At 63.3% G+C, this 13,462-nt stretch carries 14 protein-coding genes; 3 read left to right on the forward strand and 11 right to left on the reverse strand.

Features of this window, described 5'->3' with window-relative positions; translation table 11 throughout:
* Positions 1-12: 12 nt before the first annotated feature.
* Positions 13-702, reverse strand: coding sequence for a ribulose-phosphate 3-epimerase (rpe, locus tag E4Z66_RS07970; protein WP_136462470.1), 690 nt, complete (start codon positions 700-702; stop codon positions 13-15).
* A gap of 181 nt (positions 703-883) precedes the next feature.
* Here rpe and E4Z66_RS07975 point away from each other — a divergent pair, with 181 nt between their 5' ends.
* Together E4Z66_RS07975 and E4Z66_RS07980 are read left to right on the forward strand one after the other, a co-directional pair.
* Complete coding sequence (locus tag E4Z66_RS07975; protein ID WP_211097126.1) at positions 884-1,879, forward strand: helix-turn-helix transcriptional regulator; 996 nt, start codon at positions 884-886, stop codon at positions 1,877-1,879.
* Between the two features lie 81 nt (positions 1,880-1,960).
* Complete coding sequence (locus E4Z66_RS07980; protein WP_168797754.1) at positions 1,961-2,986, forward strand: AbrB family transcriptional regulator; 1,026 nt, start codon at positions 1,961-1,963, stop codon at positions 2,984-2,986.
* Here the strand turns inward: E4Z66_RS07980 and E4Z66_RS07985 are convergent.
* The 8 genes from E4Z66_RS07985 to E4Z66_RS08020 all read right to left on the reverse strand — a co-directional run bounded on the left by E4Z66_RS07985 (position 2,983) and on the right by E4Z66_RS08020 (position 10,787).
* Positions 2,983-3,750: a LamB/YcsF family protein gene (locus tag E4Z66_RS07985; protein WP_136462473.1), complete on the reverse strand. Its 768-nt coding sequence runs from the start codon at positions 3,748-3,750 to the stop codon at positions 2,983-2,985. The two genes, E4Z66_RS07980 and E4Z66_RS07985, sit on opposite strands and share 4 nt — an antisense overlap.
* Positions 3,747-4,775 (reverse strand): 5-oxoprolinase subunit C family protein, encoded by a 1,029-nt coding sequence (locus E4Z66_RS07990; protein ID WP_136462474.1) that lies wholly within the window; start codon positions 4,773-4,775, stop codon positions 3,747-3,749. Before E4Z66_RS07990 ends, E4Z66_RS07985 begins: the two co-directional genes overlap by 4 nt.
* Positions 4,772-5,503, reverse strand: coding sequence for a 5-oxoprolinase subunit B family protein (locus tag E4Z66_RS07995; RefSeq protein ID WP_136462475.1), 732 nt, complete (start codon positions 5,501-5,503; stop codon positions 4,772-4,774). The genes E4Z66_RS07990 and E4Z66_RS07995 overlap by 4 nt, the downstream gene beginning before the upstream one ends.
* Positions 5,496-6,425 carry a hypothetical protein gene (locus tag E4Z66_RS08000; protein WP_136462476.1) on the reverse strand — a complete coding sequence of 310 codons (930 nt, stop codon included), beginning with the start codon at positions 6,423-6,425 and terminating at the stop codon, positions 5,496-5,498. The genes E4Z66_RS07995 and E4Z66_RS08000 overlap by 8 nt, the downstream gene beginning before the upstream one ends.
* A gap of 170 nt (positions 6,426-6,595) precedes the next feature.
* Positions 6,596-7,903 (reverse strand): TRAP transporter large permease, encoded by a 1,308-nt coding sequence (locus tag E4Z66_RS08005; RefSeq protein WP_136462477.1) that lies wholly within the window; start codon positions 7,901-7,903, stop codon positions 6,596-6,598.
* Positions 7,904-7,907: 4 nt separating this feature from the next.
* Positions 7,908-8,429: a TRAP transporter small permease gene (locus E4Z66_RS08010; protein ID WP_136463061.1), complete on the reverse strand. Its 522-nt coding sequence runs from the start codon at positions 8,427-8,429 to the stop codon at positions 7,908-7,910.
* Between the two features lie 113 nt (positions 8,430-8,542).
* Entirely contained in the window at positions 8,543-9,520 is a 978-nt protein-coding gene (locus tag E4Z66_RS08015; RefSeq protein ID WP_136462478.1) for a TRAP transporter substrate-binding protein, read from the reverse strand.
* Positions 9,521-9,548: 28 nt separating this feature from the next.
* Positions 9,549-10,787: an NAD(P)/FAD-dependent oxidoreductase gene (locus E4Z66_RS08020; protein WP_136462479.1), complete on the reverse strand. Its 1,239-nt coding sequence runs from the start codon at positions 10,785-10,787 to the stop codon at positions 9,549-9,551.
* A 95-nt stretch (positions 10,788-10,882) separates the two neighbouring features.
* On the opposite strand from E4Z66_RS08020, the gene E4Z66_RS08025 reads away from it, so the two are divergent.
* Positions 10,883-11,554, forward strand: coding sequence for an aspartate/glutamate racemase family protein (locus E4Z66_RS08025; protein ID WP_136462480.1), 672 nt, complete (start codon positions 10,883-10,885; stop codon positions 11,552-11,554).
* Between the two features lie 10 nt (positions 11,555-11,564).
* On the opposite strand, the gene E4Z66_RS08030 is transcribed toward E4Z66_RS08025, so the two are convergent.
* On the reverse strand, positions 11,565-12,479 hold the full coding sequence (locus E4Z66_RS08030; protein WP_136462481.1) for an aminotransferase class IV: 915 nt from the start codon (positions 12,477-12,479) through the stop codon (positions 11,565-11,567).
* A 3-nt stretch (positions 12,480-12,482) separates the two neighbouring features.
* Positions 12,483-13,445, reverse strand: a complete 963-nt coding sequence (locus E4Z66_RS08035; RefSeq protein WP_211097127.1) for a D-2-hydroxyacid dehydrogenase — start codon at positions 13,443-13,445, stop codon at positions 12,483-12,485.
* Positions 13,446-13,462 lie beyond the last annotated feature (17 nt).

Genomic DNA, 13,462 nt, shown 5'->3' on the forward strand with positions numbered 1-13,462 from the left:
AGGCTTGGCCCGTCAAACCCACGTGCCTTGCGCGGCCTCGCGGATGGCACGGATGTTCTGCCCGTAAGGGGCCGGGTCCGAAACGGAGCCGCCTTTGAACACGGCAGACCCCGCAACCAAAACGTCTGCCCCGGCTTTGACGACACCGGGGGCGGTCTTGGGATCGACGCCGCCGTCAATCTCGATATGCACGTCGCGGTCGCCGATCATGCGGCGCAGCGTGGCGATCTTGTCGCTCATGTCGATGAACTTCTGACCGCCAAAGCCGGGGTTCACCGTCATCACGCAGACCAGATCGACCAAGTCCAGAACATGGGCCACGGCCTCGGCCGGGGTGCCGGGGTTCAGCGCGACACCGGGGCGCATTCCTTCTGCGCGGATCGCCTGTAGCGTCCGGTGAATATGCGGCCCCGCTTCCACATGGGCGGTCAGGATATCCGCCCCGGCCTTGGCAAATTCCGCGATATAGGGATCGACCGGGGCAATCATCAGATGCACATCCATCACGCCCTTGATATGCGGGCGGATGGCCGCGCAGGTGGCCGGGCCAAAGGTGATATTGGGCACGAAATGGCCGTCCATCACATCCACATGAATCCAGTCAGCGCCCTGCGCCTCCACGGCGGCACATTCAGCGCCGAAATTGGCGAAGTCGGATGCAAGGATGGACGGAGCAATCTTCACGGAACGGTCAAAGGACATGGCAGGGCCTCGTTTGTGTTTCAGCTGCCTCTTACCGATTGGCGGGATCGGTTAAAAGCCCCCGGAACGCGCGAAGACGTCGCGGTACGGGCAAGGAAAGTGACAATATACTCGCGCAAGAGTTGCATTGCGTGCCAAATCCAGCCTATTATGTGGCAACCTATCCATGCATGGTGCGACAGTGACACAACTTAGGCGTTACCAGATCGCAGACGGAATGCGCTTCGTGTGCGAACGGTTCGGGATTGATCCTGCGCGGGGGCTGCGCCGCGCGGGCCTGCCGCCCGATTTTCTTGAGGCCGATGCCCGGCCTGTGACCGCGCAGGAATATTATGCGATCTGGAACGGCTTGGATGCCGAAGCGCCGCTGCCCAAGTTCCCGAAGCTGCTGGCAGAGGCGTTCTCGCGCGGCGAATTCGATTCATCCGAATATGCGTTTCACAGCAGCCCCACTGTGCGGATCGGGCTTCAGCGCAAAGCGATTCTGAAGTCTTTGATCATGCCGATGTCGATGCATGTCAGCTCTTACGACACGCATCTGGTGGCCAGTTTCGCGTCGGTTTTGCCAGAGGACCCGTTGCCGGCGCTGCTTGGCTGGTTCAACCTGACCTACTTTACGCTGTCCATCCGCGAGGCGACCGGTGTTCACGTGCGCCCCGCTGCGATCGAGGTCGAAGAACTGCGCCCCGGCTGGGCCGATGCAGAGGCGCTGTTTGGCTGTCCCATCACGCAAGGCAGGGGCTATCGTCTGGTCTTGAAGTCGGAAGATGCGGACCTGCCGCTGATTACGCGTAACGACGCGCTGGCTGATCGGGTCGAAGCCGGGTTGGCCGAACGCTTCGTGCAAGAGATCGCCCCCAAAAGCACGGCGGCTCGCGTGCGGCAGGCTTTGGTCGAGGGTCTGCCCGGCGGTCAGGTGACGATTGACCAGATCGCGCGCAAACTCGCCCTGTCCAAGCGTAGCCTGCAACGACGGTTGAGCGAGGAGGGGGCCAGCTTCAAGGACGTGCTGGAGGATACGCGCCGGGCGCTCGCGCTCAGCTATTTGCAAAACTCGACCATGAGCATCGAAGAGATCGCTTTGCTTCTGGGGTTCCGCGACCGCACATCTTTCTTTCGCGCGTTCCGGTCCTGGACCGGGCAAACGCCGAAATCTGTGCGGCGGCGCAGCGCCTGACTTGTGGCGGCCCGGATTTATCCGCAAAGTTCGCGGATGACGTCCCCAATGATCCCCCGAATTCTTTCGCAAACCGCACTCATGCTCGCCATTGGTCTGCTGGGGGCGCTTCTGGCGCGCGTTGCGGGCATTCCGATGCCCTATCTGACGGGCGCGTTGGCAAGCGTGGGCGTCTTTTCAATCTGGCGCTCCGCGACCGGGCGCAGTGAACTGCAATTCCCCAAGCGTCCACGGCAGCTTTTCGTCGGCCTGATCGGTGTGATGATCGGTGCCAGCTTTACCGCCGATCTTGTGGCGCGCCTGCCGGGAATTTGGCCCTCGCTGCTGGTGATGACGGCTTTCGTGCTGGTTGCCATGGGGATGGGATATGCGCTGTTTCGCGTCTTGGGTGGGTATGATCCCGTGACGGCGGTCTATTCCGCCATGCCCGGTGGCCTGGTCGAGGCCGTCACGTTGGGCGAAGAGGCGGGCGGCAATGTGCGGATTCTGGCCTTGCAGCATTTCGCGCGCATCGTTGTCGTGGTCGTCGCGGTGCCGACGCTGTATTTCATATGGTCCGGCCACGCGGTTGGCAGCGCGGCTGGGCAAAGCTTTACCCAGGCGGGGTGGACGCTGTTCGATGTGGCGGAGCTTGTCTTGTTGGCGATCGCGGGCATGTGGCTTGGGCCAAAGCTGCGGCTTCCGGCGGCGCATCTGGTTGGGCCCTTGCTGCTCAGTGCGGGATTGCATGGGGCAGGGCTGCTGCATCTGGCCGGTCCTGCGTGGCTGCTTGCCGTGTCGCAACTGGTTGTGGGGACCGCCCTTGGCACCTCGTTTTCCGGGGCAAATCGCCGTGACCTGTTGCGCGCCTTCGGGCTGGGCAGCCTTTATGTGCTGCTGGTGCTGGGTGTGGCCTTTGGTATCGCCACCGGTCTGGCCCCGATCCTGCCCTTCGATTTCGATACGCTGTTCGTCAGCTTTGCGCCCGGCGGTGTGACTGAAATGGGCTTGATCGCATTGAGCCTTGGGATCAGCCCGGTTGTCGTCACGGCGCACCATATCTTTCGGATCGGTCTGACCGTCACGCTGGCAGGGGTCTTGTCCCGGCGGCTTCGCGCGCGGGCTTAGCGGTGCCCCTCGAACGGTGTGATGCTGACGCCATCGGCCTCCAGCGCGGCGCGGACCGACCGGGCGATATCCAGCGCCTCCGGCGTGTCCCCATGAACGCAGATCGTGTCGATCTGTGCCGGGATATGCTGGCCGCTTTCGGTGATGATCGCGCCCGCTTTCACCATCTTGGCGATGCGCGGTCCGGCAAGGGCGGCATCATGAATGACAGCGCCGGGTTTTGAGCGGTCTACAAGGGTCGCGTCGTCGTTATAGGCGCGGTCGGCAAAGATTTCCCCTGCCCATGAACAGCCAAGCCGTGTCACCGCCCGCTGCTGCGCTGTGCCTGCAAGGACCATGACGATCAGATCCGGCGCAACCGACAGCGCGGCCTCATAGCAGGCGGCGGCCATATCCTCGTCCTCGGAACACATGTTCGCCAATGCGCCATGGAGCTTGAGGTGGCGGACTTCGTGCCCAAAGGCCTTGGCCATCCCGGTATGTGCGGCGACCTGATAGCGGACCATGTTTTGCAGCGTGCCGGTCGGCAGGTGCATGCGAAAGCGTCCGAATCCGGCGATATCGGCAAAACCCGGATGCGCGCCGATGCCGACGCCGTTCTGCGCGGCCAGTGCCATGGTTCGTTCCATAACGTCGGGGTCTCCGGCGTGGCCGCCGCACGCGATGTTGGCGGAGCTGATGATTTTCAGAAGCTCGGCGTCATTGCCCATTTTCCAAAGCCCGAAGCTTTCGCCCATATCGGCATTGAGGTCCACGGATGTCATGGCATGTCTCCTTCGAAGGGGTCGGCCAGCGCGCTGACCGCGCCGCTGACAAGGGTGTAGCTAAGCAGATCGCGCAGCGTTGCGGGATCGCGGATCAAAGGTTGGCACAATCCGGGCAGCGCCTTGATATGCGCGCGGGCCGCCTTTTCGCGGGTGATGGCCGCCTCGCGGTCCAGCAGGACAAGGCGGATGGTCGCGCCGGTCGGGGCCTGCGCCACGCGCGGCAGATCACCGGGTAGCGTTGTCGCGATACGGGGATAGCCGCCGGTGGTTTGGCTTTCGCACATCAGAACATAGGCCGCGCCATCGCCGGTGATCTGGATATCGCCCGGCGCGATCACTTCGGACACCACCGTCAGCCCGCCTTCCGCGGCAAAGCCCGCACCATCGGGGTTCAGGCGTATCCCCTGCCGATTGGCGCGCGCATCCCGCATGAAGGGGGTTTGGGTCAGTCGGTACAGGGCGTTCTCGCCGAAAAGCGGGCTTTGCAGCGATCGCGTGACATGTACCGTGCCCCCGTCGAAGCGTGGATCATGGGGCAATTGCAGGCCGGTCTGCGTGCCGGTGTCGGGCCGAAGGGGGAGCGCTTCGCCCTCAACCACCGGATAGCCGATCCCCGCCGCGTTATGCGCTGACAGCGCGCCCATCAGCGGCGGCAGGTCAAAGCCATCGCCCAGATGCAGATAGCCGATCGCGCCTTCGATTGTGCCGCCGATGGTCAGAACCTCGCCCGCAGGCAGCAGGTGGCTCGCGTTCCATGCCAGCGCGGTGTCGCCGATTCGCGCCTGCATGGGCGCGCCGGTCAGGGCGATGCGTGTGTCTGCCGTGACCTCGAACGTGCCGCCGCTGCCGATCATCTCAAGCGCCGCGCGGACAGGCCGTTGCAACAGGGCCGCACCTTCGTGAAGCGCCAGACGGTCCATCGCGCCGCCGCGGGACAGGCCCTGAGCGATAAATCCGGGGCGTCCCAGATCCTGTAGCGATACAGCCGGGCCGGTTTTTCGGATCAGCAATTGGGCGGTCATGGCAGTGCCTCCCATGTTGCGCCGCCAAGGCTGTCACCGCGTTCCAACTCGTCAAGTTCGGCGGGGGTGATCGGGGCAAAGCGGATTTCATCCCCCGGTGTCAGGACGATGGGCGTTTCGCGGTTCGGATCGAAGGTGCGGAATGCGCCTTGGCCGACGTGACGCCAGCCGGTCGGCATCGCGGCGGTGAACAGGACGAATTGCCGGATGGCCACGACGAGCGCGCCAGCAGGCACGCGGGGCGTCAGGTCGGTCTGGCGGGGGATGTCCCATGCCGCGTCAAGCGTGCCAAGATAGGGTTGCCCCGGCGCATACCCCAAGGTGATCACCCGTGTCCGCGACCCGGAAAGGGAGGCCACCGCCTCTGCCTTACTAAGGCCCGCAGCCCGCGCCGCCTCTTCGATCTGGGGCGCGCGGCTGTCGTCGAAGCACATGGGCAGCGTCCAGAGCTTGCGCCCCCCCGGCAGGCCCGCCGCGTACCAGTCCCGCGTTTCCAACAAGGCCTGAAGGCGGGTTTGCATATCCTCGAAAGGGGTGTCGATCAGATCAACGGCGACAAAGGTGGACACCAGCGTTGACGCGGTTTCCGTGACCTCGGGCCAGTCGGCGGCGTCTACAGCCGCGCGGAAGGCAATCGCCGCCCGGTTCGCGGCGTCGGACATCTTGTCTCCGAAGGTGACGGCCAGACCGATCAGGCCAACGGCAGCGATACGGGGCGTGTCAGGCATGGGGGGAAGCCAATCGGTAAAGTCGGGGCAACAGAATGGGTGTCAGGTACATGGGCAATTGCCAGCATGCCACGAATATCATGATCGGGGCCATGGTATCGGGCGGGAGCGACACGAGAAACAGCGCAATGTTGCGATTTCCAGCAGCCAGTGCCAACGGACCGGCAAGGTGGCGAAGGCGGCGTGTGCGATGCAGAACGGCAAGCGCCAGCGTTTGCAGTCCGAAGCACAGGGTAAAGGCGGCCAGCGCCCAGCGCAGTGCCTCCCACGGGTTTGAGCGCAGTGTCGGCCCCAGCGCGGCCATCAATCCGATGGCGATCAGGGAAAAGAACAGAACGGCGGCACCGTCCATGCGTTCGACTTGCCGGGGCGTGGGGTGCGGAACCAACCACTGCCGCAGGGCAAAGCCGATTCCTGCCGCGCCAAGAATCACCACCAGCAGGCGCAGACCGGACAGCGCGATCACGCTGGGCGCGCCGATATCGGGGCCGAAATAGAGCACCGGCAGAACCGTCAACGGGAATAGCGCGGTGCCAAGGATCAGGATCTGCATAACGCGGGCAGGATCTTGGCCAAGAATGATGGCCAGCGACGCGCCGCCGGTGATGGTGGGGGCGCTGGCGGCAAGCACCAGTGCAAGGGCGAGCGGGGTATTGCCCTGCCCGGCAAGGGTGAGCGCCCCGATGAGGCTGAGTGGCAAGGCAAGCTGCAACAGCGCGACGGCGGGCAGGCTCCATCTCAGGTCGGTCAAGGCCCCGAAAGCGGCGCGATGGCCGATGCGAAAGGCCGTGATGACCAGCAAAAGCGCGACCATCTCTGGCAGCCAGGGCTCCATCATCGCGGCAAGGCCGGGCAGACCGACGCCGATCACAAGCCCGGCGACCAGCAAGGGGCGGGAATATTTGGCGCAGAGCCGCAGCATCACGTGTTGGCCCACCCCAAGGCGCCCGCGCCACGGCTACTCGCAGCGGCATCATGCCCGCTGCGCTGCATCATCCGGCGGTCCGGTGCAGGGCGCTGGAGTTGTGGCTGCAAATCGAGGCAGGGCGTGCGCGTTCGGGGCGTGGTCATGGCGGTCCGGTCTGGCTGTCGCTAGCGCGTTTGTCGGATGTTGTCCGGCAGCCATGTGGCGATTTCCGGCACGGCAATCAGGGCAAAGACCATCAGGACCATGATCAGGAACATCGGCAAGGCGGCGCGCGTGATATATCCCATCTCGTGCGAGGTCATGCCCTGCAACACGAAGAGGTTGAAGCCGATGGGCGGGGTGATTTGCGCCATTTCGACCACGACAACCACGAAGATGCCGAACCAGATCAGGTCAATTCCGGCGTCGCGCACCATGGGTTCGACCACCGCCATGGTCAGCACCACCGATGAAATCCCGTCAAGGAACATGCCCAGCACGATGTAGAACACCAGCAGCGCCATCAGAAGCTCGAACCGGGACAGTTCCAGCGATGCGATGGTATCGGCAAGGGCGCGGGGCAGCCCGGTAAAGCCCATGGACAGTTTCAGGAACGCGGCCCCGGCAAGGATCAGCGCGATCATCGCAGAGGTCCGCATCGCCCCCATCAGGCTTTCGGAAAAGCTGGACCACGTCAGGCTGCGCTGTCCGGCGGCCAGCAACAGGGCGCCGATCACCCCGATGGCAGAGGCTTCGGTCGCGGTGGCAAAGCCAAGATACATCGACCCGATGACGACGAAGATCAGGCAGAAGACCGGGATCAGGAAACGCGAGTTCCGCAGCTTTTCCGCAAAGGTCATGCCCTGTTCGACCATCGGTTTCCACGTCTTGGAGGTCAGCGCGGTCACGGCGACATAGCCCATGAACATCAGCGCCAGAACGAGGCCGGGGAAGACACCGGCGAAGAACAGTTTGGTGATGGATTCGTTGACCGTGACACCATAGACGATCAGCGCGAGTGAAGGCGGGATCATCAGGCCCAGCGTCGCCGCCCCGGCCAATGTTCCGATGACCATCTTTTCAGGGTACTTGCGGGCGCGCAATTCCGGGATCGACATCTTGCCCACCGTCGTCAGCGTCGCCGCCGAGGATCCCGATACGGCGGCAAACACCGTACAGGCCACGATATTGGTGTGAACCAACCCGCCGGGCAGGCGGGCCAGCCATGGGGACAGCCCCTTGAACATGTCCTCGCTCAGCCGGGTGCGATACAGGATTTCCCCCATCCAGATAAACATCGGCAGCGCGGTCAGGGTCCAGCTTGAGGCAGAGGCCCAGATCGTCGTGATCATCGCATCGCCAACCGGGCGCGTGGTGAACAGCTCCATCCCGACCCAAGCCACGCCCATCAGGGCCAGTCCGACCCAGACGCCGGTGCCGAGCAGAAGGAAAAGCACCCCGAGGAAGATCGCAATCGCGTAGAGTTCGGTCATTGTCTTACTCCGCGTGGGCGTCGAGCGTGTCGCTCGAAATGCGATGTGTGCCGCGCAAGGCGAGATGGACAAGGTTGTCGAGCAGGGCCAAAGTCAGCAGCGCGCCGCCTGCGACCATGACCGATTGGGGAATCCACAGCGCGGTCGCGTCTTGGCCTTGGCTGACATCTTTGAACTTCCACGACCAATAGACGAAGTTATAGGCGTAATAGGTGAAATAGGCGGCGATTGCCGCGCCCAGGCCGAAACACCAGAGGTCCAGCAACCATTTCACCCGCGCGGTAACCGCGTTCAGCAGGATCGACACCCGGATATGCGCGCCACGTCCAAGCGCATTGGCAAAGGCCATGAAGGACGCCGCCGCCATGGCGTAGCCTGCATAATTGGGTGCGCCGGGGAAGACCTCGCCGGTCCAGCGGGCGATCATTTGCAGGACGATCAGCCCCAATATCGCGACAAGGCAGAGCGCAGCAATCAGCCCACTGACCATATACAGAAAATCAAGTGCGCGCCGAATGGCCCCCATAACGTCGTCCCCCTTGATCGGTGCCTTGAGCACACCGGTGGTATTCTTGGCTTGGTTCGGAAAAAAGCGGCGCTGGCCCACCGTGTTCGCAGGGCGGGCCAGGCCGGGTGCGCTTATTGCGCGGCCTTGAAGGCGTCGATGATCGCCTTGCCATCTTCACCCGCAGCTTCGAGCCAATCGGCAGCCATCGTGTCACCGATGGTTTTCAGCTCTTCCACCAGCGCGTCGCTTGCCGGGCCAACGGTCATGCCGCCTTCGGCCAGGCCATCCATGGTGAACTTGGTATAGGATTTTGCCCGCTCCAGGCCGTTTGCCGCGGCGGTTTCGGCGCAGCCGGTGATCACGGCTTTATTCTCGTCCGAGACAGAGGCCCAGACATCGGAGTTGACCATGACCGAGTTGCGCGGCAGCCAGCTGTTCACCTCGTAGAAATGCGACAGGCTTTCCCAGACCTTGCGGTCATAGCCGGTCGCCCCGGAGGAGATCATCGCCTCGGCAACGCCGGTGGCGAAGGCTTGGCTGATTTCGGCGGCTTCGATCGTCACCGGCAGCATGCCTGTCAGTTCCGCAAACCGCGATGTGGAGTTGTTGTAGGACCGGAACTTGACCCCTTTCATGTCAGAGACCGAGTTGATTTCCTTGTTGAAATACAGCCCCTGCGGCGGCCATGGCACGGAATACAGCAGCGTCAGGTTTTGTTCGGCCAGAAGTTTTTCGATGGTCGGGCGCGCAATATCGGCCAGCTTTTCGGCATCGTCGAAGGACGTGGCAAGGAACGGCACGTTGTCATAGCCGAAAACTGCGTTTTCGTTCTGGTGGCCGGAGAGAAGGCGTTCGCCAATCGGAACCTGACCGGTCTGCACGGCACGCTTGATATCCGCGCCAGCGAACAGCGCGCCGCCCGGATGCGTGGTGATCTCGATCTCGCCGCCGGTGCCGGAGGTCACGCATTGCGCGAATTCGGCGCCGACTTCGGAGTGATAGTTCGACGCCGCATAAGCCATTGGCATATCCCACTTTTCAGCGGCGACAGCTGGCATTGCAACGGCAGCGGCAATGCAGCTTCCGGCAAGTGTCTTGGTAAAGGTCATCTGGTCATTTCCCTGTTTTGTTGTGGATTCAAGCGAAGCGCGCAGGGTGGTACGGAGTCAAGTCCATGTTCGGTGGCTGCCCGGAAATCATCTGCGCAATGAGCCGACCGCTTTTTGGACCAGCAGTCAGGCCGATATGGTGATGGCCAAAGCCGGTGTAGACGCCGCTGTCACCGACCTGGCCCAACAGCGGAAGGCTGTCCGAAGGCGCCGGGCGGTGGCCCTGCCATTCGATCTCGCCCGTGCAGTTCAAATACGGAAAGGCTTTGCGGGCCTGTTTGCGCAGGAAATCGAACGGTGCTTTCGACGCCCCTGCATCCAGCCCGCCAAATTCGACGACCCCGGCGCAGCGCAGCCCTGCCGCCATCGGCGTGGCCACGAACTTGCCAGAGGCAACCATGATCGGATGGCGCGGCCCGCGTTCGGCGTTCGCGAAGATGATGTGATAGCCGCGCTCGGACTCCAGTGGCACGTTCAGTCCCAGTTTGCGCATCAACGGCTTCGACCAGACCCCGGTCGCCAGCACCACCCGGTTCGCGTCGAAGCGGCCTGCGCTGGTCTCGACAGACGTCACCTTGCCATCGGTCAGGGTGAGGTCCTTGACCTCGGCCTTGACGAAGGTGCCGCCCAGCGCGGCGAATTCTTTGCCCAACGCGGCGACGTAGCCCCCCGGATCGCTCACATAGCCGTGGTCCGACATGGTGGCGAGGCAGGTGATGTCCGGGCCAAGATCGGGTTCGGCCTCATGCACGGCTGCGCCTTCGGTGATCCGCGGAACAAAGCCGTGGACCGCGCGGATGTCCCACGCATAGCGGTCCGCGTCAAAGGCCGCGCGATCGGCATAGGCATAGGAATAATCGCTGAGCGTGACGAAGCGTTCGGCGCGGGTGCCCTTGGCCAGCGCCACGTGTTGATCGGCGGTGTCGGTCACGACCGGGGCCAGCCCATCTGCGATACGGCGCGTATCGGCATCATTTGCGTGCGACAGGTATTTCACCAGCCACGGCGCGAGTTTGGGCAGATAGGACCAGCGCAGGAACAGCGGATAATTCGGATCCAGCAGCATGGCCGGCGATTTTCGCACCAATCCCGGCCCGGTCACGGGCACCATCGCGCAGGCCGCAAGCACGCCGCCATTGCCATGTGATGTCCCTTGCCCCCAGCCCATGCGGTCGATGACGGTGACCTCATGGCCGAAACGGCGCAGCCAGATGGCGGTGCTTGCCCCGACGATCCCGGCGCCGATGACGATGACGTGTTCTGTCACGGGTATTCTCTTTGTTGGTTGCGGCCAGCATTGCCCAAATCGCGGCAGGGTCAAGCGCTCTTGCGTCCGTCCAATGGCAACCTTAGGCGTAGTGCATGAAAAACGCGCGGCTTGGAATTCTGATGCTCGATACGCGGTTTCCGCGCATCCTTGGGGATGTGGGAAATCCGGCGAGTTTTGATTTCCCGGTGCGTTATCATGTGGTGCCCGGCGCCACGCCCGAAGCGATCGTGCTAAGCGATCCGCGCCCGTGGACAGAGGCATTCATCGCCGCCGGGCGCGCTTTGGTGGATCAGGGCTGCACCGGGTTGGCGACGACGTGCGGCTTCCTGACATTGGCCCGCGATGAGGTTCAGGCGGCCTGCGGGGTGCCTGTTGCCTCTTCCGCGCTGGAAGAGGTGCCGCGCATCGCAGCGGTTTTGCCACCGGGGCAGGTGCCGGGGATCATCACGATTTCCCAAGCGTCGCTGAGCCCGGCGCATCTGGCGGCGGCCAGGGTGGCGGCCGGCACCCCGGTGATCGGCGTGGATCGGGGCAGTTTCGCGCGCTCTATCCTCAGCGATGCGGAAACGCTGGATGTCCCGGCTGCGCGCCGCGAAATGATCGAGGCGGCCAGGCAGCTTTGTGCAGATCACCCTGAAGTGGGCGCGATCGTGCTGGAATGCACCAATATGCCGCCCCATGCGGATGCGGTGGCGGATGCGACGGGCAGGCCCGTGCATTCGATCCTGACCTACCTGAACCGCTTCCACGCGGAATTGACCTGATGCACAGGCGCTAGAGCGACGCGCCGGTATCCTTGGCGATGGCGGCTTTGTAAAGCTGCTGAAGGCGCTGCATGATGGGCCGGTTCCCGTCCCCGATAGGCTTGCCGTCAATGCTGGCGACCGGGGTCTGCGCCCCGAATGTGCCGGTCAGAAAGGCTTCATCCGCCGAATAGGCCTCATAAAGGGAATAGTTCTTCTCAAAGACCGGGATGCCGTTCTTGCGCGCGAGTTCGATGATCTTGGCGCGTGTGACCCCGTTCATGCAGTAATCCCCGGTCGAGGTCCAAAGCTGCCCCTTGCGCACGATGAAGAAGTTGCAGGCATTGGTGGTGTTCACGAACCCAAGCGGGTCCAGCATCAACGCCTCATCGGCACCAGCGGCTTCGGCCTGCAGGCAGGCGATCACGCAGTTCAGCTTGGAATGGCTGTTGAACTTGGCGTCTTGCGCGTGGGGCAGGCCGCGCACCTGCGGCACTGCGGCAAGGCGGATGCCCTTTTGCTGAAGGTCGGTGGAAGGGGTGGAATGTTCCATGATGATGACCAATGTCGGCCCTGACCGGCTCAGCGACGGGTGCTGGAACGGCTTTGCCTTCACCCCGCGCGTCAGCATCAGGCGGCAATGGGCGTTGTCGGTCATGCCATTCGCTTCGGCGGTCATGGTCAGCGCCTCAAGAATTCCCGCGCGATCCATGCCAGGATCAAGACTGACCGCGTGGCAGGAATCGAAGAACCGATCCATATGCGCATCGAAGAAGGCCCATTTGCCACCGTAAAGCCGCATGCCTTCCCACATGCCATCCCCAAGAAGAAACCCGCTGTCATATACCGAGACCACGGCCTCGGCCCGTGGCTTCAGGGCACCGTTCACATAGATCAGGATATCTTCGTTGCGGATGTCGTCTTCGGCGTCATGTGTCGTGCCCATCGGTCAGTACCCTCTTTTCGGATCGACGATATTTTCAAGCGGCTCGCCCGCGAGACGCCGCGCCAGATTGGCGGAGAACAGCCTGACGGCCGCGTTTTCCCAGCCATCATGCACGGCAGAACAATGGGGCGAGATCAGCAGCCGGGGCGCGTCCCAGATCGGGTTATCCGCCGGGAGCGGCTCTGTCTCGAAGACATCCATTGCCGCGCCGCGCAAGCGGCCTTCGGTCAGGGCGGCGCGCAGGGCGGTTTCGTCCACGACACCGCCGCGCGACAGATTGACCAGAACCGCGTCCGGCTTCATCAGCGACAGCGCCGTGCTATCCACCAAACCGCGGGTCGAGGGCAGCCCCGGCGTGCAGATCGCGATGAAATCCGCACGGTGCCACAGTTGCGGCAGGTTGGCAGCCGCGTGGACCTCGTCGCAGAAGGGCGTCTTGCGCGGGTTGGCGCGGGTGCCGATCACGGTCATGCCAAGCGCCTTGGCCCGTTCGGCAACCATGCGCCCGGTATGGCCCAGCCCCACGACCAGCAGCGTTTTCCCGTCGACAGAGCGTACCTTGCGCTTGGACTCCCAGTGCCGCGCCGATTGGTCTGCCATGATTCCCGGTATGTCGAGGTTGAAATGCAGAAAGGCGGCCAGCGCGAATTCGGACATCACGCCTGCGGCAACACCCGCAGCATTCGTGACGGTCAGCTTGTCAGCATCCCATGGCGCGATGTGGTCCGTGCCGGACCCCGCCACAGCCACCCAGTCCAGTGTTTCGCTGGCCAGGATGGCCGCGCGGGGGAAGGGCGCGTCAGAGGTGATGTTGACCGTGAACAGAATGTCCGGGCGGAACTTTTCCAGCTTGCCGGGCAGGTCGGAATTGCGTTGGCAGCCTTCGATCTGCACATCCGGAAAACTTTCGGACAATGAGGCGATATGGCGCTGCGGCGCGTCGGTGTGAATCAAGATACGTGTCATTGGCCGCATCAAGGGCG

Origin of the sequence: Aliishimia ponticola, from assembly GCF_004803475.1 — a bacterium.
Classification (GTDB): domain Bacteria; phylum Pseudomonadota; class Alphaproteobacteria; order Rhodobacterales; family Rhodobacteraceae; genus Aliishimia; species Aliishimia ponticola.

Bases quoted from the DNA above. Each gene is read 5' to 3' on its own strand.
- rpe (WP_136462470.1), bottom strand. From the start codon at position 702: ATGTCCTTTGACCGTTCCGTGAAGATTGCTCCGTCCATCCTTGCATCC.
- E4Z66_RS07980 (WP_168797754.1), top strand. From the start codon at position 1,961: ATGCTCGCCATTGGTCTGCTGGGGGCGCTTCTGGCGCGCGTTGCGGGC.
- E4Z66_RS07985 (WP_136462473.1), bottom strand. From the start codon at position 3,750: ATGACATCCGTGGACCTCAATGCCGATATGGGCGAAAGCTTCGGGCTT.
- E4Z66_RS07990 (WP_136462474.1), bottom strand. From the start codon at position 4,775: ATGACCGCCCAATTGCTGATCCGAAAAACCGGCCCGGCTGTATCGCTA.
- E4Z66_RS07995 (WP_136462475.1), bottom strand. From the start codon at position 5,503: ATGCCTGACACGCCCCGTATCGCTGCCGTTGGCCTGATCGGTCTGGCC.
- E4Z66_RS08000 (WP_136462476.1), bottom strand. From the start codon at position 6,425: ATGCTGCGGCTCTGCGCCAAATATTCCCGCCCCTTGCTGGTCGCCGGG.
- E4Z66_RS08005 (WP_136462477.1), bottom strand. From the start codon at position 7,903: ATGACCGAACTCTACGCGATTGCGATCTTCCTCGGGGTGCTTTTCCTT.
- E4Z66_RS08010 (WP_136463061.1), bottom strand. From the start codon at position 8,429: ATGGGGGCCATTCGGCGCGCACTTGATTTTCTGTATATGGTCAGTGGG.
- E4Z66_RS08015 (WP_136462478.1), bottom strand. From the start codon at position 9,520: ATGACCTTTACCAAGACACTTGCCGGAAGCTGCATTGCCGCTGCCGTT.
- E4Z66_RS08025 (WP_136462480.1), top strand. From the start codon at position 10,883: ATGAAAAACGCGCGGCTTGGAATTCTGATGCTCGATACGCGGTTTCCG.
- E4Z66_RS08030 (WP_136462481.1), bottom strand. From the start codon at position 12,479: ATGGGCACGACACATGACGCCGAAGACGACATCCGCAACGAAGATATC.
- E4Z66_RS08035 (WP_211097127.1), bottom strand. From the start codon at position 13,445: ATGACACGTATCTTGATTCACACCGACGCGCCGCAGCGCCATATCGCC.